We start from the raw sequence: 19,861 nt of genomic DNA, 5'->3' as shown, positions 1-19,861 counted from the left end.
CTCCGCCGACGCCGAACCTGAGAGCGAGCTGTGGACCCGGCGCGAGCCGCCCCAAGGCGGTTTAAGGTTCAAGCAGCGGAACGACGCGCGGACGGGACGGCGGAGTGTGAGCACAACGGTGGAGACCGGGCGGGCCACGGCGGGCGGCTCCCCTGCTCCCGGGAAGCGGCGCAGGCGGTGGCTCGCGTGGACGGTCGTCGCGCTGCTGGCCCTGTGGGCCGTCATCAGGGTCGCCGGCATGGAGGGCGGCTCGTTCGTGACCCAGCTCATGACCGTGACCCCCATCGGGGCCGGGCTGGCGGCGCTGACCGCGATCCTGTCCCTGCTCAGGCGCAACCGCCCGGCCGCGCTCGCCGCGGCGCTCGTCTGCGCGGTGCTGGTGTCGGTCGTGACGCCGCGGGCCTTCAGTGCCGAGCAGCCGCCCGCGAAGGGCGCGCCGCTGCGGGTGCTGTCGGTCAACCTGTTCGGCCGCGGTGACGCGCAGTCCGTCGTCGACCTGGTACGCAGGTTCGACGTCGAGGTGTTCAGCGCCCTGGAGCTCACCCCGGCCGAGGTCGAGCGCCTGGACGCGGCCGGGCTGAAGCAGCTCCTGCCGTACCGGGTGCTGCAGGCCGACTTCGGCGCCACCGGGAGCGGCATCTTCTCCAAGCATCCGGTGACGGAGCTGACTGGCCTGTTCACCCCGATCGGCCACAACATGCCCGCCGCCACCGTGGCGCTGCCCGGTGGCGGCAAGGTCGAGTTCGTGGCCATCCACCCCAATCCGCCGCTCGGGCGCATGGAGGCGGAGTGGAAGGCCTCCCTGCGCGCGCTGCCTCCGGCCTCGCCGTCGGCGATCCGGGTGCTGGCGGGCGACTTCAACGCCAGCCTCGACCACCGCGCCTTCCGCGACCTGCTCGACCGCGGTTACGTGGACGCGGCCGACCAGGTGGGCAAGGGCCTGATCCCGACCTGGCCGAACGGCCGGGCCGTGCCGCCCGTCATCTCCATCGACCACGTCCTGGCCGACCGGCGGGTGGCCGTGAACCGGGTCGAGATCGTGGACGTGCCCAGGACCGACCACCGCGGCGTCTTCGCCGAGCTGCGCCTGCCCTAACCGGCCCGGCGGTCCGGCGTCTCGTGGGTGGTGAGCCGCCGCTTCGAGCCGAGCACGACGGTCTCGCCGGTGAGCCGGACGGCGGCCCGCAGCGGCAGGTCCTCCGCGGAGGGCCCGGCGGACAGCACGATCGTCCCCGGCTCGACGATGCGCCGCAGGTCGGGACCGGTGTACGAGAACGCGTCCGCGGGCACGCCGAACGCCACCGCCCGCTCCTCCCCCGGCTCCAGCGCCACCCTGGCGAACCCGATGAGCTGCACGACGGGCCTGGCGACCTGCGCGACCGGGTCGGAGGCGTAGAGCTGCACGACCTCCTCCGCCGGCCTGGTGCCGGTGTTGCGCACCTTCACCAGGGCCTCGACCGAGCCGTCGGTGGGGCACTCGGCCGTGTCCGTCGTCATGGCCACGTACTCGACGGCCGAGTACGACAGGCCGTGCCCGAACGCGTACGCCGGAGTGGGGTCCAGCACCGTGATGCCCTCCGCTCTCCTCCCCAGGGGCGGCTGGAGGTAGGTGGACGGGCTGATCGGCGGCGTGCCGGGGATCTGCACCGGCAGCCGTCCCGACGGGTTGACCCGCCCGCTCAGCACGCCCGCCACCGCGGCCGCGCCCTCCACGCCGGGGAAGAACGCCTGGACCAGGGCGGCCACCCGGTCCTTGTAGGCGCCGAGCGCGTACGGCCGGCCCGAGACCACGACGAGCACGGTCGGCGTGCCGGTCGCGAGGACCGCCTCGACCAGGTCGGGCTGGAGTCCGGGAAGCCGCAGGTCGGCCACGTCGCAGCCCTCGCCCGACGTGCCGCCGCCGAACAGCCCGGCCCGGTCTCCGACGAACACGAGCGCGAGATCCGCCTCGGCCGCGACCTCGGCGGCCCCGGGGATCCCCGACGCGTCGTCACCCGACACCTCGGCGCCGAGGCAGTGGCGCACCTCGGCGTAGGGGAACTCCAGCGCGAGGCTCTCCCTGATGGACGGGATGGGCAGGCCCATGCCGTGCTCCGGGTAGCGGTCGAGCACGTGGTTGGGGAAGGCGTAGCAGCCCATGAGGGTACGCGGGTCGTCGGCGCACGGCCCGATGACGGCGAGCCGGGCGGTCGTGCCGGGGCCGATCGGCAGCAGGCCGTCGGGGTTGCCCAGGAGCACGATGGAACGTTCCGCGATCTCGGCGGCTATCCCGCGGTTGCGCGGGCTGTCCAGATCGACGTCGTCCGCGCCGTCCGGGACGAGCGGGCCGCCGTCCAGCAGGCCGAGCTCGATCTTCTGGCGCAGGACCCGGCGTACGGACTCGTCGACCAGCGCCTCCTCGACGTGGCCCGCGCGGACCTTCGCGACCAGGTGCGCGCCGTACGACACCGTCTCGGGCAGCTCCACGTCGACGCCCGCCCGCAGCGCGACCTCCCCGGCCGCGGCGTCGTCCGCGGCCACCCGGTGCGTGGAGGCGAGGAACGGGACGGACCAGTAGTCGGACACCACGGTCCCGTCGAACCCCAGCTCCTCCCGCAGCAGCCGCCGCAGCAGGTCCGCGCTCGCCCCGACGGGCACGCCGTCGAGGTCGGTGTAGGAGCACATCACCGAACGCGCCCCGCCCTCGTGCAGCGCGACCTCGAACGGCGGGAGGATCACGTCGGCGAGCTCGCGCGGCCCGATGCTGACGGGGGCGTGGTTGCGGGCCGCCCGCGAGGCCCCGTACCCGGCGAAGTGCTTCAGGGTGGCGATGATCCCGGCGCCTTCGAGGCCGCGCACGTAGGCCGTGCCGATCCGGCCCACCAGGTACGGGTCCTCGCCCAGGGACTCCTCCACCCGCCCCCAGCGGTAGTCGCGTACGACGTCGAGCACCGGCGACAGGCCCTGGTGCACGCCCGCGGCCCGCAGGTCGGCGCCGATGGCCGCGGCCATGCGCTCGACGAGCTCCGGGTCGAACGTGGCCGCCCAGGCCAGCGGCGTCGGGTACGCGGTCGCCCCGAACGTCGCGAACCCGGTCAGGCACTCCTCGTGGGCGATGGCCGGGATGCCGAGCCGGTTCGACGTGACCACGAGTTCCTGGAGTTTGCGCAGCCGGGCCGCGCCCTCGGCGGCGGACAGCGGGGCGGTGCCGTACACGCGGGTGAGGTGCCCGAGCCCGTGGGCCAGCTGCTCGTCCAGCCCTTCGGCCTTGTCGAAGCGGTCCTGCATGGGCGCCACGTTGCCGTGCTCGGGCCCGTTCTGCAGCCAGACGGAGCCGAGCTGCGCGACCTTCTCCTCCAGCGTCATCTCCGCGAGGAGGGACTCGACCCGTTCGCCGACCGTCCGCGCGCTGTCCCGCCAGGGCGCCAGACCCGGCGCGTTCACTGATGTCATGGCCTTCCTTCTGAAACCTTCGAAAGCTCATTCCGATCATTGAATTCGGACTCTAGGTGCCCACCGCAAAAGCCGTCAAGAATATTTCGATGGCTCGCCGAAACTTTCGGACTGCGGCGTTATCAAGGAAAATTGCGAGAAATCCGGCCATGCTCCCGCGCAGGCACACTGGCCAGGTCAGCACCCCAGGACGCGCCTGGAAAAGATCGAGCGGGGGTCACCGCAACGGCAGGCGACTGTCACCGGAAGGCTAGCCCGAAAATGTGTTCGAGCATGGAATCGTCGTCATGCCCCGGGACAACCCTCGGGGCCGCCGACAGCGAGGGGAATGCCTTGCCCGTTCTGAGATCCTTACGCGTGGCCGCGCTCGCGCTGGTGAGCGCCGCCGCGCTCGTCCTGCCCGCCCTACCCGCCCAGGCCACGGGTCCCGACGTGGTCGTCCGGTGGAACCAGACGCTGCTCACCGCGGTGCGCACCGGCACGCTGGGGCCGCCGCTCGTGGCCAGGGCGCTGGCGATCGTGCACACCTGCGCCTACGACGCGTGGGCCGCCTACGACGCGGTCGCCGTCGGCACCCGGCTGGGCGGCTCGCTGCGGCGGCCCGCGGCGGAGCGCACCGATGCGAACAAGGCCAAGGCCGTCAGCTACGCCGCCCACCTGGCGGCGGTCGACCTCTATCCGGCGCAGCGGGCCACGTTCGACGCGCTGATGACCGACCTGGGCTACGACCCGGCCGACACGTCGAGCGTCCCGGCGCAGACCGGCGTCACCGCGTGCCAGGCGGTGCTCGACTACCGCCACACCGACGGCTCCAACCAGCTCGGCGGCTACGCCGACACCACCGGCTACGCGCCCGTCAACGCCCCCGTGGTGGTGGCCGACCCGCTGACCACGCTCAACGATCCCGGCCGGTGGGCGCCGCTGACGTTCGTCAACCGGGCCGGGGCGACGGTCACGCCGCCGTTCCTCGCGCCGCACTGGGGCCAGGTGGCCTCCTTCAGCGGCACCGCCCGCGGCCTCGCCGACGCCGTGCCCCCGCCGTACGCCTACGGTTCGACCGGCTTCCGCACGCAGGCCGCCGAGATCGTGTCCATCACGGCCGCGCTGACCGACCGGCAGAAGTCGATCGCCGAATACTGGGCCGACGGCCCCAACAGCGAGACGCCGCCCGGCCACTGGAGCCTGTTCGCGCAGCAGATCTCGGCGCGCGACCACTACGGCCTCGACCAGGACGTGAAGCTGTTCTTCGCGCTGGCCAACTCGGTCATGGACGCCGGGATCGCCTCGTGGGAGGTCAAGCGCGACCACGACTCGGGCCGCCCGATCACCGCGATCCGGTTCCTGTACAAGGGGCAGCAGATCCCGACGTGGGGCGGCCGGACGATCGACGGGGCCACGTGGGTGCCGTTCCAGGTGCCGACGTTCCCGACGCCGCCGTTCGCCGAGTACGTCTCGGGGCACAGCACGTTCAGCGGGGCGGCGGCCGAGGTGCTCAAGCGCTTCACCGGCGGCGACGCGTTCGGCGGGCAGGCCGTGGTGGCGAAGGGCTCGTCGCTGGTGGAGCCCGGGGTGACGCCGGCGCAGGACGTGACGTTGCGCTGGGCCACGTTCACCGATGCGGCCGACGAGGCCGGGATGTCACGCCGGTACGGCGGCATCCACTTCCGTCTGGGAGACCTGCAGGGCCGCGCCCTCGGCCGCGCGGTCGGCACGGCGGCCTGGGACCGCGCCAAGGCGTACTGGACCGGCCGCGGCTGACGTCCGCCCCATGACAGGACGCAGCACCACGGAGGCGCCCGCTCCACTGCGCTGAGAGCGGGCGCCTCTTCGTGCGGCGTGGCGTCAGGCCACGTTCTCCTGGGCCAACCGGTTGAGCGTCTCGAGGTCGAACGAGCCCGCCTTGACCGCCGTGGTGAACGACTCCCAGTCGCGGCGCGGTACTTCCAACACCGCGTCCGGGTTGTCGACGTGAATGAGCTCCACGTGGTCGTTGATCCGCTTGGCCTCGACGCGGCCGGCGACTTGACTCATACGCACTCCTTCCAGTGCCCTGCGGGGATTCCACCCCGGCCACCCGTTCGCAGGAGGACCGGGGCGGATGCGGGAAGCCTTGCATCCCGAGGGGCGACCCGGCCACCGGGCCGGGGACGAGGGAGGTTGGAAAAACCCACTCACAGGAGGCGATCTCTTGACCCGGGACGCAAGATTGCCGACCCTCAGGGCGCACCAGTGGCCAGTGATGGACAAGTGTCTGTTAGAGCCTTTTAAGTGAGAAGTTAGTGGAGGGGCGTAAGTTCTCGATAAATCACAGCACAGCACCACAAAGAGGACACATCATGAACGTGACCCCAGAGCGGCGGACGCGCGTCCCGGAAAGCCGGAGCGTTCGCATCACGTAGAAGTTGATCATCCCGCTTACGGACGTTTCGAGCATTCTCGAAGCATTCCTCCGGAGATGTCTTCCCTGTCTACAGTCCTACCTGTGGGGGCCCAAGTAACACGCACCAAGGTGTGGAGCGAGCTGCGCGTGAGCTCCACTCCTCAGCTCTATATCTCCGTCTCGCCCAACCTGACCGTCCTCGCCATGATCGCCGACGCCCTCGCCGGCCGCCGCCGCGGCCTGCCCGAGCTCTGGCGGCGGGCGATCAGCTCGCGCGTGGGCCCGCTGGGCCACGAGGCCGTACGCCCGCTGGCCGCACCCGGCCACTCCGTCGCGCCGGACATCCTGGTGCCGCACACGCCCATCGGCCAGGACGTCTCCATGCAGGCCCAGATCAGCGCCCTGCACGACACGCCCCCTGACCACCTGATCAGGGACCTCGAGCAGGCGTTCGGCCCGGGGCCGCTGCCCGCGCACTGGCGGGCGGCGGCCGAGCGGCCGGCCCGCTGGCTGCTCGGCTACGCCGGCGCCCTGGCCGACGTCTGGAACACCACCGAACCCCTGTGGAAGCGCGGCCGCCCGCTGCTGGACAGGGAGATCGAACGGGTCGGCGTCGCCACCGTGCGCGGCGGCCCCGAGCTGCTGCTCGGCGCGCTCAGCGACCGCCTCGTGTACGGCGAGCACGGCCTGCTCGTCCCGGACCTCGAACCCGGCATGTTCGAGCTGGGCGACCGCAAGATCATCCTGGTGCCGATGCTGGCCGGCAAGGACGCCCTGATCCTCAGCATGGACAGCCCGGAGGCGGTGTGGATCGCCTACCCCGTGCGCGGGGCGGACTCGTTGTGGCGCAAGCCCGTCGCGCCGGCGGTGGACGAGCTGTCGGCGCTCGTGGGGCCGGTCCGCGCGGACCTGCTGTGCGCGCTCGACCAGCCCATGACCATGTCGATGCTGGCCACCGACATGAAGATCGCGCCCAGCGGCCTCACGTACCACTGCGACCGGCTGCGGGCCGGGCGGCTGATCACGCGCGAGCGCCGCGGGCGCGAGGTGTGGATCGCCCGCACCCATCGGGCGGACGAACTGCTGGAGCTGTTCCGGCGTTGACGGGAAGGAGCGGGATGCTCAAGTTCCAGCGCGACGCGCTGGCCACGTGCGCCGAGGCGGCCGGTGCGGCGTCCGGCGCGTTCTCGGGGATCAAGGGCCAGGCGCCGGGCGCGGCGGCGTTCGGGGACGTGTCCGGATCCGTGGCCATGGCCACGGCGGCGGCCGACCTGGCACGGGTCTCCGACCTGGCGGCGAGGACCCTGGGCGGCCGGCTGGAGGCGGTCGAGCGCACGCTCGACGCCGTCCGGAGCACGGTCATCGAGGCCGATGGCGGCGCGGTTCGAGCATGAGCCCGCTCGACGAGGTCAGAGCCGCGCCGGGTGGCGCGGAGCTGGCCGAGCTGGCCGCCAAGGTGATCGGCGACCCGGGCGGGATCGCCGCGGCGGCGAACGCCTGGCGCACCGCCGCCGGAACCGGCCAGCGGCACACCGAAGCGATCCGCACCGCGACCGCCGGCGTGGGCGGCGCGTGGCAGGGCGGCAGCGCGGAGGCGTTCACCGGCTACATGGGCCAGGTGGTGCGCTGCGGCGACGGGCTGCGGCAGGCGCTGCAGGAGTGCGCGGGCCACCTCGACGCCGCCGCGAGCACCCTGCGCTCGGCCGAGTCGCGGGCGCTGGAGACCTGCCACGCCTACGCCGCCGCCGCGCAGGAGGTGCGGGGCCGCGAGCCGCGGCTCACCGAGGAGCAGGTCACCCAGAGCCTGAAACCCGCGCTCGACCAGGCCCGCGGCACGCTGCAGCAGCTCGTCGCCGACACCGGCACAGTCCTGTCCGACACGGCGGGAAAGATCCAGAAGGCGCTCGGCACGATCCCGGACGTCGCCGCCGAGCTGGGCGAGCCGGACGCGCAACCCTTCGCCCCCCGCGCGGGCAAGCCGCTCGGCTGGTCGCCCGCGCAGCAGGGCCCGGGCACGACCGCGCTGGCCGCGACCACGGGCTCGTCGGGCGCCGGGTTCGGCGGGTACGGCACCAGCGGCCCGCCCCCGCCCGGCGGCGGACCCGCTCCTCCAGCAGAGATCGCCGGCTGGATCAGCCAGGCCATCGAGATCCTCAAGGCCAACGGCTACCCGGTCGAGAAGATGAACGTCAACGACATCTACACGATCATCCGGCACGAGTCCGGCGGCAATCCGAACAGCATCAACACCTGGGACTCCAACGCGGCCAGAGGCACGCCGTCCAAGGGGCTGATGCAGACGATCGACCCCACCTTCCAGCGGTGGAAGCTACCGGGACACGACAACGTCTGGAACCCGGTGGACAACATCATCGCAGGCGTCCGGTACGCCATCGCGACCTACGGCTCGGTCTCGAGCGTGCCCGGCGTGGTCGGGATGAAGACCGGCGGCGGCTACCGCGGCTACTGACCCGCGGCCTGCTGCCCCCTCCCTTCGAGCACGGGCTTGGCGGCCCTGGCAGGGTCGAGCACCGGCCCTTCGGGGATGAGCTGGAGCACGTTGGCGGGCACCGGGGTGGCCTGGCCGGGGGCGTAGCCGAGCTTGGCCAGCACGTCGGTGCCGGGCACGGCGTAGCGGCGGCCCTCGGCGGTGACCAGGTAGTAGGACTGGACCGCGTTCAGCTGCCCGTCGCCGGGCAGGACGCCGGCCAGCACCGCCCTGCCCGGCGGCAGGCGTACCAGGTCGGTGGCGTCGCCGCGCGGCTCGGGCAGCTTGGCGCCGGTGGTGAGCCGGACGCGGGTGGATCCGGTGCCCGTGTCGGCGTAGACGACGCAGATGGCACTGGCCGGGTCGTACGCGGTCATGCGCGGCATGACCGCGGGCAGGCCGTCGGCGGGGACGGCGGTCCGCGAGTGGCGGGCGGCGTTGGCGGAGGCCGTGTCGACGACGATCTCCCTGACCGCGCCGCCGCCGTAGGCCGCCCTGCTGTCGGGGTCGCTCAGCAGCAGCGTGGCCTGGGTCTGCGTGATGGGGGCCAGCCCGTCGTCCAGCAGCACGTACCAGCGGTCCTCGCCGCCGGCCACGCCGCCCGCGCGGAAGACCTGCCCCACGGCCGCCGTCCTGCCCCCGGGCCCCGCCACCGGCCGGCCGCGCCCGCGGACGTCGGGCGCGGCCAGGTCGGGCCCTTCGGGCAGCGCGTTCAGCCAGGCCACGGGCACGGCGGCGGGGACGGCCGAGGTGAGCCCGCGGGCGATGCCGGTGGGGACGCGCATGCGGGCGCCCCGCCAGATCGCCCACCGCTGGCCGCCCACGTCGACCAGCAGCGCGTTCCCCTCCGCGAGCGGCGTGCCGCCGAGGTCGCGCCCGGCGACCAGCGTCACGTACGGCTTGCGCCCGGTCGGTTCGGCGCGCTCCTGGACGCAGGCCGCCCAGGGGCCGCGGGCCAGGTTCGCGGGGCCGGGCAGCGAGTCGGGGGCCTCGGGGATGCCGATGAGGGCGCCGCGCTCGTACTTGGTCAGCGCCTCCCGCGCGACGACGCGCTCCTTGACGTCCTGGGAGGCGAGCACGAGGCGGGCGGAGGCGTAGTTGGCGACGGGGATGAGCCGGCGCTGCTCCTGGCTGTAGACGAACCTGGCGCCGGTCTCGCGCTCGATGATCAGCGTGCCGGGCTCCTCCAGCGCCTTCGTGCCGCCCGGGCGCAGCAGGCCGAAGACCGCGAAGCCGACGCAGAGCAGGACCGCGACCATGATGCCGGCGAGGAAGCCGATGTTCTGCCGGCGGAGCGGCCATTCGGGCTGGTTCGGCTGGGCCCGCAGGAGCGCCAGGCCGATGCGCTGAACGGTGAGGCGGTACGCCTGATAAAGGTCGCGCTGGCTGTGCAACTCCCGCCCCTCGGATCACATGACTCCCCTACTTAACCCAATTTATCGGGATAAATAGGGAGAAGCTGTCTGGTTTCGTAATTGAGAATGATCAATGACCAGTGAATGACGTACCTGTCCCGCGCGCCCGGCACGTTACAGGCTGATGATCGTGAATCCGGATACGCGTTATATCACCCCCGACGCGATCGGCGAGGTCCGGCGGGGCATCAGGGACGACCTCCTGCCGGTTTTCGACGAGGTGCGCCAGATCTTCGAGCAGAACCGCGCGGTCGGCTTCCCCGGCTGGGGGCCGCTGGGCGAGTGGACGGTCGGGGCACTGTACCGGTCGCTGATCGACTCGTTCGTCCGCGACACCGAGACGGCGCTCGCGGTGATGCGGAAGTGGGAGGGCGAGGACCTGGCCTTCGCCGAGCGCAACTGGCGCACCGCCGAGGACCTGATCGTCCAGCGGGTGAAGAAGCCGTGAGGCCCAGGGTGGCCGGGCGCGCCCGGGACGGCTCTCCCCTGCGCCTGACGAAGAACCCGCCCGACCCCGAGGCCGTGCAGGGCATCCTGCGCAAGGCGGCCAGGATGGAGCCGTCGGTCGTGGTCGGCATGCTGGCCACCGTTCCCGCGGTCGCGAACGTGCCCGGCATCTGGGAGGCGGCCGCCAACCTCCAGGCGGGCGCGGGCGGGCGGCTCGACAAGGGCGCGAACAACTCGATGACCATGGTGATCAACAACTCCGGGCAGAACTGGGTCGCCGGGGACCAGAAGGAGTTCGCGAGCGCGGCCAACCGGCTGCGGGCCGAGCTCGACGCCTTCCGCACCAACGTGCAGTGGGTGGCGGGGCACGTGGACAGCATCGGTGACGGGTTCATGGTCTATTGGGGCGCGGCGGCCAAGATCGCGCAGGAGACGTACCTGCGGCTGGCCGCGCTGCAGGTCCTCGCGCTGGCGCCGCAGACCAGGCTGGCGGCCAGGATCGCCATGCGCAGGACGGGGGTCCAGGCGAGCGCGTCGCTGGCCGCCTCGACCGCCGGGCTGAAGCGCTTCCTCGGCTCGCTCGGGCTCAAGGACGTGCTGGGCGGCGTCGCGGCGGGCGTCGGCGGGACGGCGGCCGTGCAGCTGGCCTTCATGCGCCCGACCGGCGCCGCGGCGATCGACTTCGGCACGGGGGCCGTCGATCCCGCGAAGGCGGGGACGTTCGCCGCGCCTCCGCAGGGGCAGCCGCTCCCGCCCGGCACGGGGTCCTTCCAGTGGACGGTCAAGGCGCCGGGCGGCGACATGAGCCTCGAGGACGTGGTCAAGAGCCGTAGCTAGCTCACCAGCCCGCGGATGGTCTCGTACAGGTCCATCACGGCCAGCGCCAGCGGGATCAGGGCGATCATCAGCAGGATGTCGAAGATGTCGCCCACCCGGCCCCAGAAGGGGGACGGCCGCGCGGACGTCAGCCACAGCGCCGTCCCCACCACGGCCAGGGCGAGCACGACCAGCCCGGGGACGATCCCGTAGAGCACCACCCCGTCGGCCGCCGTGACCACCGCCGTGACCACCGCGGCCGCGGCGGGCAGGGCCACCCCCAGCAGGGCCGCGGTCAGCAGCCAGGCCCGCTGGCCGCGGCCCTCGAACACGCGGGCCCGCATGAGCAGCGACAGCGACAGCACGGCGCTCATGGCGAACGCGGCCCAGGTGCCCGCCACCGTCAGCAGCACCTGGGCGGCGAGCACGATCACCGCCACGCCGGCGATCAGCCCCGTGCAGAAGCGGTCGGCCACCACGGTCTTGTCGATCACCAGCTCGCCGTCCAGGTCGCCGCTCTCGCGGCGCAGCTCCTCCGCCGTCGTCGGCAGCGCGGGCAGCGGCATGCCCGCCAGCCGGAACGACAGCGAGGGGATCGCCGTGGTCAGCCCCACCGCGAGGGCCGCGAGCACCGCCACCACCCCGGCCGCGGGCAGGTCGAAGGCCATGACCAGCCCGGACGCCAGCAGCCCGGACAGCGCGGCGGCGGCCACGCCGAGGAACGTGGGCAGCCCCTGGGCGACCGCGAACCCGGTCGCCGTGGCCAGCATCAGCACCACGCCGCAGGCCGACAGCAGGGTGTCCGGCTGGACGACGGCCGCCGAGGCCGGTCCGGTCAGGCCCGCGACGAACCCGTACGGCAGGGCCGCGTACCCGATCACCGCGCCCGCCCGCGCGTCGCCGAGGGCCCGCGACAGCGCCACGGCCACCAGCAGCAGGACCAGCGCGACGGCCCCCGCGACGAGGGCCGTGGGCAGCCAGGGCGGGCCGGTCGCCAGCAGTGCGGCGGCGCCCGCGCCGAGCAGGGTGGCGGCGGCGCGCAACCCGTAGGCCCTGGTCGTGGCGGGCTGCCAGCGGCCGGTGCGCTCCAGCACGCCGGTCGCCACCGCGTCGGCGACGTCGTCGAAGACGACCTCCGGCAGCTCGTGGCCGCGCGGCCGCAGGTGCAGCATCTCGCCGTCGTGCACGGCCAGCTCCGACAGCGTCGCGTTCACGTCGAACGGCGGGCCGCCCAGGCGCTGGAGCACCCAGCCGCCGTGGGCCAGGCCCGCCTCCGCGAGCCCTTCGCCGGCGACGCGCAGCAGGGTAGGCAGCAGGTTGCCGAGCGGGATGTCCGGCGGCAGGCCCAGGTCCAGGAATCCACGCGGGGTCACGACGGTGACCCGGCACAGGTCGGTTCCGGTGGCGCTCACCCGGACGAGTGTATGGATCGGACACCGAACGCGACGGGCTTAATACGTACAGGAAATTTGAAATATCGCCTGTTTCGCTACGTCAGCGACTTGTATGGCGTCGTGAGCGGCAGCCTGATCGTGGTCCGCAGGCCCGAGCGGCGCCGGCCACCCGAACCTCCCGGCGGCGAGGTCCTGCTGGAGTCCCCGCCCGAGATCCCCGAGACGGTGACGGGCGGCGGGCTGACCCAGCTCCTGACGTACCTGCCGATGCTGGCGGGCGCGGGCGCGATGGCGCTGATGTTCACCGGCGGGTCCACGAACAACCCGATCATGCTGGTCTCCAGCGGCCTGTTCGCGGTCTCGATGATCGGCATGACCGTGGGCCAGATGATGCGCGGCGCGGGCGAGCGCAAGAGCCAGCTCAACGGCCAGCGCCGCGACTACTACCGCTACCTGGAGCAGGTCAGGAAGCGGGTCCGGGCCGCCGCCGCGCAGCAGCACAAGGTCATGACCTGGAGCCATCCGGACCCGGCCGCCCTGTGGTCGCTGGTGATGACCACCCGGCTGTGGGAGCGGCGGCCCCGCGACGACGACTTCGCCCAGATCAGGATCGCCACTTCGGCGCAGCGGCTGGCGCTGCCGCTGATCCCGCCGGAGACCAAGCCGATCGAGGACCTCGACCCGGTGACGGCGGGCGCGCTGCGGCGGTTCGTCCGCACGCACGCCACCGTTCCCGGGCTGCCGGTGGCGCTGGCGCTGCACTCGTTCGCCAGGATCGTGATCACGGGCGACCCGGCGGCGGCGCGCGGGCTCGTACGGGCCCTGCTGGCCCAGGCGGCGGCGCTGCACTCGCCGGAGGATCTGCGGATCTCGGTCTGCGCGGGCGCCGAAAGGGCCCGCGAGTGGGAGCCGGTCAAGTGGCTGCCGCACGCCCTGCACCCCACCGAGGAGGACGGGGCGGGCCCCGTGCGGCTGGTCTCGGGGGATCTGGGCGAGCTGGACGACCTGCTGGGGTTCGAGCTGAAGGACCGGCCGCGCTTCAGCAAGGGGCTCTCGCCGGACGCGCTGCCGTACCACGTGGTCGTCATGGACGGCGGCATGGTGCCCGCGGGCAGCCAGCTCGGCCTGGACGTCATCGAGGGCGTGACCGTGATCGACGTCGGCGGCAGCACCGCGCAGGTGCCCGCGCAGCTCACGCTGCGGCTGGAGGTCGGCGCGGACGAGGTGGTCCGGGTCGCCGAGGACGAGCTCGGCAAGGAGGTCAGGTCGCGGCTGGGGCGGCCGGACCGGCTCGACCCGCCCGCGTTCGCGGCCCTGGTCAGGCAGCTCGCGCCGATGCGGACCGGCTCGGGGGCCGGCGCGGAGGAGGTACGGGACGTCTTCGCCACGAACACGACGCTCACCGAGCTGCTGCGGATCGGCGACGCGCGGCGGCTCGCGCCTGCCCAGACGTGGCAGCCCCGCCCGGTCAGGAACCGGCTGCGCGTCCCGATCGGCCTGGGCGCCGACGGGCGGCCCGTCGAGCTGGACATCAAGGAGGCCGCCCAGGGCGGCATGGGCCCGCACGGGCTCGTGGTCGGCGCGACCGGCTCCGGGAAGTCGGAGCTGCTGCGCACGCTCGTGCTCTCGCTGGCGATCACGCACTCCTCCGAGACCCTGAACTTCGTGCTCGTCGACTTCAAGGGCGGCGCCACCTTCCTCGGGCTGGACACGCTGCCGCACGTCTCGGCGGTCATCACGAACCTGGAGGACGAGCTGCCGCTGGTGGACCGCATGCACGACGCGCTCCACGGCGAGCTGGTACGCCGCCAGGAGCTGCTGCGGGCGGCCGGCAACCACGCCTCGCTGCGGGACTACGAGCAGGCCCGCGAGCAGGGGGCGAACCTGCGGCCGCTGCCGACGCTGTTCATCGTGCTGGACGAGTTCAGCGAGCTGCTGTCGGCCAAGCCGGAGTTCATCGAGCTGTTCGTGATGATCGGGCGGCTCGGCCGGTCGCTGGGCGTGCACCTGCTGCTGGCCTCGCAGCGGCTGGAGTCGGGGCGGCTGCGCGGGCTCGACACGCACCTGTCGTACCGGATCGGCCTGCGGACGTTCTCGGCGGCCGAGAGCCGGGCCGTGCTGGGGGTGGCGGACGCGTACTCGCTGCCGCCCGAGCCGGGCAACGCCTACCTGATGTTCGAGACCACGGGCATGACGCGGTTCAAGGCGGCGTACGTGTCGGGGCCGTACCAGCTCGCCTCGGCGCAGGGGCCGGCGGTGACGGCGCGCGCCGGGCACCGCGGGAAGATCGTCTGGTACGGGCCCGAGCGGGTGCCGATGCCGCCCGTCGAGCAGGCCCCGCCGGTGGTGGCGGATCCCGGAAAGCAGGGCAAGAAGGACAGCCTGCTGGAGATCGTGGTGGGCCGGCTGGCCGGGCAGGGGCCCGCGGCGCACCGGATCTGGCTGCCGCCGCTCAAGGAGGCCGCCTCGCTCGACCAACTGCTGCCGCCCGTCGAGGTCTCGCCGGAGCACGGGCTGACGGCCGCGGGCACCGGCCAGGACCGGCCGGGGCGGCTGCACGCCGTGGCGGGGATCGTGGACAGCCCGTTCGACCAGCGGCGTGACCCGTACTGGCTGGACCTGTCCGGGGCGGCGGGCAACGTCGCGATCGTCGGCGCGCCGCAGACGGGCAAGAGCACGCTGCTGCGCACGCTGATCGCCTCGCTCGCGCTCACGCACACCCCCAGGGAGGTGCAGTTCTACTGCCTGGACTTCGGCGGGGGCACGCTGTCCTCGCTGACCGGGCTGCCGCACGTCGGCGGGGTGGCCAACCGGCTGGACGCCGACGCGGTACGCAGGACGGTCGCCGAGGTCAAGACGCTGCTCGACCGGCGTGAACGGCTGTTCGTCGAGCGCGGGATCGACTCCATGGCCACCTACCGGAGGATGGTCGCCTCGGGCGCCTTCGAGGGTGACGGCTGGGGCGACGTGTTCATCGTGGTGGACGGCTGGGCGATCCTGCGCCAGGAGTACGAGCTGCTCGAACCCGACCTCGGCGACCTGGTGACCCGGGGCCTGGGGTTCGGCATCCACGTGATCGGCACCGCGAACCGGTGGATGGAGTTCAGGGCCGGGGTGCGCGACCTGCTCGGCACCCGGCTGGAGCTGCGGCTCGGCGACTCCTTCGACTCCGAGATCGACCGCAAGGCGGCCTCGAACGTGCCCGAGCGGGCCCCCGGGCGCGGGCTCACCCGCGAGGCCCTGCACTTCCTGGCCGCGCTGCCGCGCATCGACGGCCGCTCCACCGTGGACGACCTCACCGACGGGGTCGCCGCCCTGGTCGAGGCCGCGGCGGCGGCCTGGCGCGGGCATCCGGCGCCGCCCGTGCGGCTGCTGCCCGCCCTGCTGCCCGCGCACACCCTGCCCGCTCCCCCGCAGGGCGGCACGCGCGTCCCGATCGGGATCGACGAGGCCGCGCTGGCGCCCGTCCTGCTGGACTTCGACGCCGACCCGCACTTCGTGGTGTTCGGCGACACGGAGAGCGGCAAGACCAACCTGCTGCGGGTGCTGGCCCGGGGCATCGCGGCCGGGAAGACGCCGCTGGAGGCGCGGTTCATCGTCATCGACTACCGGCGCTCGCTGCTGGACGCGACCGACACCGAGCACCGGATCGGGTACGCGGCCTCCAGCGCCGCCGCCGCGGAGCTGCTCAAGGGCGTCCAGGAGGTGATGCAGACGCGGCTGCCGCCGCCGGACCTCACCTCGGAGCAGCTGCGGACGCGGAGCTGGTGGACCGGCCAGGACCTGTACGTCATCGTGGACGACTACGACCTCGTGGCGACCTCGGCCAACCCGCTGTCCGTGCTCGGCGAGCTGCTGCCGCAGGCCAGGGACATCGGGCTGCACCTGGTCCTGGCGCGCGCCATGGGCGGGGCCGGGCGGAGCATGCTGGACCCGATCGTGCGGCGGCTGAAGGAGATGAACTCGCCCGCCGTGATGCTGTCGGGTCCCCGGGACGAGGGCCAGCTGTTCGGGAACGTGCGCCCGCGCCAGCTCCCGCCGGGACGCGGGCTCTACGTGGACCGGCGGTCGGGCGAGAAGCTCGTCCAGACCGCCTACCTCGACCCTGGCCTTTAACCCCTGGCCTTTAACGGTCCAGGTCACGCTCGATGCGGCCCAGCTCGGCCACCGCCTGGTCCATGGCCTGCTCGTACGCCTCCCGTGCCTCCCGCATGCGCAGGTCGGCCGGGTTGCTCTCGGCGGCCAGGTCCAGCGGGCCCTCCCCCAGGACGTCCCCGAGGAGCTCGGTCGATTTGGCCTGCATGTCGGACAGGGCGTCGGCGATCAGCACCAGGATCGTCTCGGCGAGGCGCTGCGAGCCCCAGCGCATGGCCCTCGGGTCGATGTCCAGCCCGGTGACGCCCTGCGCCGAGCACTCGACCCGTACCAGTTTGTCCGGGTCCTGCGCGGACCCCTTGACGGCGAGAACCTGATCGTAGAGGTCGTCCAGCCCGCCCGCGGGCCGCTGGGCCTCGGCGATCAGCCGGTCCATGGCACTCTCGTCGAACGCCGTCATGCCTTCACCCCCGGAGTCGGAGCCTCGAGTTTCGTACCGCTGAACTGGTCGGCGACCGCCGACTGTCCCATCATCCCGGCCGTGACGGCCGCGGCGCCGCCCACGAGCGCCTGCTTGGCGGGCGACATCTGCACCAGCTTCTGCGCCACCTTGCCCAGCACGCCCTTGCCGCCCTCCGCGAAGGCCCGCGCCCTGGCGGCGATCGCGCCGGCCTGGTGGTCCGCCCGGCGGCCGAAGCCGGTGGCGGCCACCTCCGAGGCGACCCTCGTGAACGCGTTCATCTGGGCGACCTTGTGCATCACCCCGGCGGCGAGGATGCTCGCGCCGGTGAGGAAGACGGCCTTGCCGAGGACGTCGTACACGCCGGCCGTGAGGCGCAGGGTGTCGGCGGAGGCCTTGGGCGAGGCGGACTTGTCGGCGGCGTCGTCGGAGTACCGCTGCACTGTGCTCTTGTAGAGCTCGGCGCTGGGGGCGGTCCACTCGACGTTCCTGACGGAGCCGTCCACGAGGTTCGGGTGCGCCCGCAGGGCCCCGGCCAGCTCCTCCCACACCTCGGCCGCCGCCCGCTGCTGGGCGGTGTCTCCGTACATGAGGGGCAGGACCAGGGTGGCGTAACGGGCGCGGTTCCAGCCAAGGAGCAGGGAGCCGGTCACGGCCATCGCCGAGCCCTCGATGACGGACCACGGTTGTTCGAGCATGTTCACGTCCTGGTGATGTCGGCGGCCGTCCGGCCGGCGTTGCCGTCGCCGTCCACGTAGGTGTTGGCCGTGCCGTATGCCTTGTCATGGATGCCGGACACCTCGGCCCGCTTGGCCGTCAGATACGTCAGCGCGGCCCGCTTGACGTCGTCGAACGCCTGCCCCAGCGAGCCGCCGAGCAGGCCGAACGCGCCGTAGGCGCCGGCGGAGAGATCGACGTGCCCGATGGCCGAGGACATCCGTTCCAGGTCCCGCATGGGGGCGGCGGCCATGTTGCGGCCCATCTCGCGGATGGAGTCGGCCTGCGTCGCCACGAAGTCGCCGGACATGGCCTCACCCCACCACCGGCGGGCCGTGCACGACCTCGGGGCGGAAGAAGTCGTCGTCGGCGTTCTTCGCCGTGGTCGACCTGCGGGCGTTCTGCCCGCCGTCCCCGGGCCCGCCCATCGGCAGGAACGGCACGCCGCCGGCGGCCGTCGCGCCGGGCTCGGCCCCTGCCACGGGCGACCTGGCCGGGGGCCATGAGCCGTCCACGACCGGCACGCTGCCCGGCCGCACGGACGGCCCGGACGGCTCCTGAGCGGCACTCGTGCCCGGATCGGCAGGACGGCCCTGGTACGGGTCCGCCGGACGATTCGTCCCCGGGCGGCCCGGGTTGACCGGTGGCCTCGTGGTCCCGGCCGTAATGGTCCCAGTCGTGCGGGGGTCGCGTCCGGCCGGGGTGGGGGCCATGCCGGGCGGTGACAGCGCCCCGGGCGGCGCTGTCCCGGCCGGGGCGGGTTGCCCGCCTCCCACGGCGGGCGGCACGCCCGGCCAGTTCGCCAGGGAGGTGGGCGGTGACGCCCCCGCGGGCGCACCCGGTACCGCAGCTTGACCGGGTAGCGGGCCCGCGGGAGTCAGTGGGTGGCCGGGCGTGCCGGCCAGATCGGTGCGGGACCGCACCGGCACCGTGCTCTCGAACGGCAGGTCGCCGCTCCGCGCCGGCACCGAGGCGGGGCCGACCGGCGGCGGCAGGTAGGGGGCCGGCGAGGCCAGCTCCGGGTCCCACGCCAGGGCGTCCGGCAGGGCCGTGTACGCCCGCTGGTAGACGCCGTTGAGCTGCTGCATGAAGGCCCGCGCGTCCGCGTCCGGATCGTTGAGCGGCTCCATCGACCCGGCGCCCATGCCGCTCGCCTCCACCCAGTACTCCTGCTGCTCCGTGGCCTTGTCGAAGCGCTCCTTGGCCGAGGCCAGCTCGCGACCCACCGTCTCCAGCCCGGGCGGGACGCCGTCCACACCGTTGCGCAGCGACTGCAGGTACGCCTGGAGCCGGTTCATGCGCGTGAGCATGGCCCTGGCGGACTCCCCGCCCCAGTTCCCGTCGGCCACCAGCCGCGCCGCGCTGTCACCCAGCGCCGCGATCGTGTCGGTGAGCAGCTGGGACGTCTTCTTGTACGCGTCCACGACCGGCGCAAACTCCTCCGGCCCGGTCCCCATCACCAGCCGCCGGATCTCCTCGCGCCCGCCGTACGCGTTGACGTTCCCGCCTTGCAGGCAGCCGTGCTTGATCGGTTGTGGTTGCGGCAAGGGGTCCCCTCACATCACGTACGCGGCACCGCGCCCGCGGCCCGCTGGTCGGCGTCCCGCACGGTGTTCGCGGTGGCGGCCAGGTCGTCGACGATCCGCTGGACCTGCTCCATGACGAACTGCAGCGAATCGCCCGTCGCCACCCGGGCCCTGCGCACGGTCTCGCCGTACCCCTGGGCGATGTCCCAGCTCCCCGGGGCGGCCGGCGACAGGTCCGGCACCTGGTACACAGCCGCGCGCAACCGGGGCAGCAGGCTGTCGCCGAGCTTGCCCGCCACGTCGATGAGGGCCTCCGGCTTGCACATCGCCGTGTCGCCCGCGGTGGCCGGGTCGATGAGAGGCTGATCCACCGGCCTCAGGTGCCCCAGCGGCGGATGTTCATGGCCTCCGCGTCGCGCATGATCTCCGTGGCGTCGTGCAGGGCGGGGCCGAAGCGCTGCATGGTGTCACCCATGGCCACGACCGCGTTGTTCCACTGCTCCTTGGCCGTCCGGTAGACCTCCTTGGCGGAGCCGTCCCAGGTCTCCAGGACCTTGAGGTCGTCTTCGAGGTCGGCCAGTTCGCCGACCAGATTGGCGTAGGCCCGGCCCAGTTCCGACGCGATCTCGTCCATCTCGTCGAAATTGGCGAGGATGATGTCTCCGCCACCCGTCATGGTGATTCTCCGTTC

Annotated in this window: 18 protein-coding genes; 8 read left to right on the top strand and 10 right to left on the bottom strand. The window is 73.1% G+C overall.

The genetic code is table 11. The annotated features are described in order from the left end of the window. The first annotated feature begins 106 nt into the window (after positions 1-106). The gene (locus AB0L65_RS36385) at positions 107-1,096 is read left to right on the top strand and encodes an endonuclease/exonuclease/phosphatase family protein (protein WP_364254924.1); all 990 of its coding nucleotides are present in this window, start codon (positions 107-109) and stop codon (positions 1,094-1,096) included. Here the strand turns inward: AB0L65_RS36385 and AB0L65_RS36380 are convergent. Continuing rightward, positions 1,093-3,432 carry a glycoside hydrolase family 3 N-terminal domain-containing protein gene (locus tag AB0L65_RS36380; protein ID WP_364254921.1) on the bottom strand — a complete coding sequence of 780 codons (2,340 nt, stop codon included), beginning with the start codon at positions 3,430-3,432 and terminating at the stop codon, positions 1,093-1,095. The two genes, AB0L65_RS36385 and AB0L65_RS36380, sit on opposite strands and share 4 nt — an antisense overlap. A gap of 333 nt (positions 3,433-3,765) precedes the next feature. Between AB0L65_RS36380 and AB0L65_RS36375 the strand changes: the two genes are divergently transcribed. Then, positions 3,766-5,190 (top strand): vanadium-dependent haloperoxidase, encoded by a 1,425-nt coding sequence (locus AB0L65_RS36375; RefSeq protein ID WP_364254918.1) that lies wholly within the window; start codon positions 3,766-3,768, stop codon positions 5,188-5,190. Positions 5,191-5,274: 84 nt separating this feature from the next. Here the strand turns inward: AB0L65_RS36375 and AB0L65_RS36370 are convergent, their stop codons facing one another. Next, positions 5,275-5,463: a hypothetical protein gene (locus tag AB0L65_RS36370; RefSeq protein WP_350733938.1), complete on the bottom strand. Its 189-nt coding sequence runs from the start codon at positions 5,461-5,463 to the stop codon at positions 5,275-5,277. Between the two features lie 451 nt (positions 5,464-5,914). Between AB0L65_RS36370 and AB0L65_RS36365 the strand changes: the two genes are divergently transcribed. The 3 genes from AB0L65_RS36365 to AB0L65_RS36355 are packed head-to-tail and all read left to right on the top strand — an operon-like array spanning position 5,915 to position 8,282. After that, complete coding sequence (locus tag AB0L65_RS36365; RefSeq protein WP_364254915.1) at positions 5,915-6,916, top strand: winged helix-turn-helix domain-containing protein; 1,002 nt, start codon at positions 5,915-5,917, stop codon at positions 6,914-6,916. Positions 6,917-6,930: 14 nt separating this feature from the next. Further along, positions 6,931-7,206 (top strand): hypothetical protein, encoded by a 276-nt coding sequence (locus tag AB0L65_RS36360; protein ID WP_364254912.1) that lies wholly within the window; start codon positions 6,931-6,933, stop codon positions 7,204-7,206. Next, positions 7,203-8,282 carry a transglycosylase SLT domain-containing protein gene (locus tag AB0L65_RS36355; protein ID WP_364254909.1) on the top strand — a complete coding sequence of 360 codons (1,080 nt, stop codon included), beginning with the start codon at positions 7,203-7,205 and terminating at the stop codon, positions 8,280-8,282. The genes AB0L65_RS36360 and AB0L65_RS36355 overlap by 4 nt, the downstream gene beginning before the upstream one ends. Here AB0L65_RS36355 and eccB read toward each other — a convergent pair. After that, the gene (gene eccB / locus AB0L65_RS36350; protein WP_364254906.1) at positions 8,276-9,694 is read right to left on the bottom strand and encodes a type VII secretion protein EccB; all 1,419 of its coding nucleotides are present in this window, start codon (positions 9,692-9,694) and stop codon (positions 8,276-8,278) included. The two genes, AB0L65_RS36355 and eccB, sit on opposite strands and share 7 nt — an antisense overlap. A 151-nt stretch (positions 9,695-9,845) precedes the next feature. Here eccB and AB0L65_RS36345 point away from each other — a divergent pair, with 151 nt between their 5' ends. Then, positions 9,846-10,163, top strand: coding sequence for a hypothetical protein (locus tag AB0L65_RS36345; protein ID WP_350733947.1), 318 nt, complete (start codon positions 9,846-9,848; stop codon positions 10,161-10,163). Further along, positions 10,160-10,999, top strand: coding sequence for a hypothetical protein (locus tag AB0L65_RS36340; RefSeq protein WP_364254903.1), 840 nt, complete (start codon positions 10,160-10,162; stop codon positions 10,997-10,999). Before AB0L65_RS36345 ends, AB0L65_RS36340 begins: the two co-directional genes overlap by 4 nt. Here AB0L65_RS36340 and eccD read toward each other — a convergent pair. Beyond that, positions 10,996-12,390 carry a type VII secretion integral membrane protein EccD gene (gene eccD, locus AB0L65_RS36335; RefSeq protein ID WP_364254900.1) on the bottom strand — a complete coding sequence of 465 codons (1,395 nt, stop codon included), beginning with the start codon at positions 12,388-12,390 and terminating at the stop codon, positions 10,996-10,998. The genes AB0L65_RS36340 and eccD overlap by 4 nt on opposite strands. 102 nt (positions 12,391-12,492) lie before the next feature. Here eccD and eccCa point away from each other — a divergent pair, with 102 nt between their 5' ends. Further along, complete coding sequence (gene eccCa, locus AB0L65_RS36330) at positions 12,493-16,488, top strand: type VII secretion protein EccCa (RefSeq protein WP_364254897.1); 3,996 nt, start codon at positions 12,493-12,495, stop codon at positions 16,486-16,488. A gap of 10 nt (positions 16,489-16,498) precedes the next feature. On the opposite strand, the gene AB0L65_RS36325 is transcribed toward eccCa, so the two are convergent. From AB0L65_RS36325 to AB0L65_RS36300, 6 genes are read right to left on the bottom strand one after another with little or no spacing between them, the layout of a single operon-like run. Next, positions 16,499-16,927 (bottom strand): hypothetical protein, encoded by a 429-nt coding sequence (locus AB0L65_RS36325; RefSeq protein WP_364254894.1) that lies wholly within the window; start codon positions 16,925-16,927, stop codon positions 16,499-16,501. Continuing rightward, positions 16,924-17,625 carry a hypothetical protein gene (locus AB0L65_RS36320; protein WP_364254891.1) on the bottom strand — a complete coding sequence of 234 codons (702 nt, stop codon included), beginning with the start codon at positions 17,623-17,625 and terminating at the stop codon, positions 16,924-16,926. Before AB0L65_RS36320 ends, AB0L65_RS36325 begins: the two co-directional genes overlap by 4 nt. Before the next feature lie 2 nt (positions 17,626-17,627). After that, a complete protein-coding gene (locus AB0L65_RS36315; RefSeq protein WP_364254888.1) occupies positions 17,628-17,954 on the bottom strand; it encodes a hypothetical protein in 327 nt (108 codons plus the stop codon). Positions 17,955-17,958: 4 nt separating this feature from the next. Continuing rightward, the gene (locus AB0L65_RS36310; RefSeq protein WP_364254885.1) at positions 17,959-19,191 is read right to left on the bottom strand and encodes a hypothetical protein; all 1,233 of its coding nucleotides are present in this window, start codon (positions 19,189-19,191) and stop codon (positions 17,959-17,961) included. A gap of 14 nt (positions 19,192-19,205) precedes the next feature. Further along, complete coding sequence (locus AB0L65_RS36305) at positions 19,206-19,541, bottom strand: hypothetical protein (RefSeq protein ID WP_350733962.1); 336 nt, start codon at positions 19,539-19,541, stop codon at positions 19,206-19,208. Positions 19,542-19,546: 5 nt separating this feature from the next. Further along, positions 19,547-19,846 (bottom strand): WXG100 family type VII secretion target, encoded by a 300-nt coding sequence (locus AB0L65_RS36300; protein ID WP_350733964.1) that lies wholly within the window; start codon positions 19,844-19,846, stop codon positions 19,547-19,549. Positions 19,847-19,861: the final 15 nt, after the last annotated feature.

The organism is Nonomuraea sp. NPDC052116, from assembly GCF_040680035.1.
Classification (GTDB): Bacteria; Actinomycetota; Actinomycetes; order Streptosporangiales; family Streptosporangiaceae; genus Nonomuraea; species Nonomuraea angiospora_A.
The sequence above is the reverse complement of the archived record's forward strand: the minus strand, read 5'-3'. Positions and strand labels throughout refer to the sequence as shown.